Raw genomic sequence first — 688 nt, forward strand, 5'->3', positions numbered from 1 at the left:
CGACCTCGAAGCCGAACTCGAGGCGTACCTCGAGTCCGAGCGTCTCGACCGGAGTACGGCAGTCAGGAAACTCCTTGCTGAGGGGCTCGACGAGTGGTGCCGGGAACGCGCGCTCGACTGGTTCGCGGATGGTGAGGTATCGCTTGCCAGGGCCGCCGGGCTCGCGGAGATGTCGGTCTGGGAGTTCGCGCGGCTCGTCAGAGAATCTGACCGCCCGTGGGTTTCGTCCGACCACCTCGAAGCCGACCTCGACAACCTGTGACCTGGATCTTCGACGCGACCTCACTAATCTACCTCGCGAGGGCGGAACGGCTGGGCGTCGTCGAGAAACTTTCGGACCCGCAGCTCGTCCTCGAATGGGTGTACCACGAGGTCGTGACCGAGAGGGTCGAAGCGGGTTACAACGACGCGCGCTGGATCGAGCGGGCGGTCGAGGGCGGGAACCTCGACGTCGTTGAGGTCAACTTCGACGGCTCCACGGTCGCGACACGGCTTGAGCGTCATTCAGGGCTGAGCAACGCCGATGTCGCGGTGCTCGCGTGTGCCGACGCGCGCGACGGCGTCGCGGTAATGGACGAGGCCGCGGGTCGCTCGGCGGCTGCGGTCGGGGGGGTCGAGACACGCGGGACCGCGCACGTCTTCCTCCCGGCGGTGAAACGCGGAAAGTTGTCCGCCGAGGCGATCGACG

Annotated in this window: 2 protein-coding genes; both read left to right on the forward strand. The window is 67.0% G+C overall.

The annotated features are described in order from the left end of the window. Positions 1 to 262: UPF0175 family protein (locus D3D02_RS18255; RefSeq protein WP_121571324.1), on the forward strand; the 262-nt coding region annotated here is incomplete at its 5' end. Beyond that, positions 259 to 688 (forward strand): DUF3368 domain-containing protein (locus D3D02_RS18260; protein ID WP_121571325.1); only part of this gene is annotated, 430 nt, incomplete at its 3' end. The genes D3D02_RS18255 and D3D02_RS18260, both read left to right, overlap by 4 nt.

The sequence above is a fragment of the Halobellus sp. Atlit-38R genome (genome assembly GCF_003665925.1).
Lineage (GTDB): Archaea > Halobacteriota > Halobacteria > Halobacteriales > Haloferacaceae > Haloquadratum > Haloquadratum inordinatus.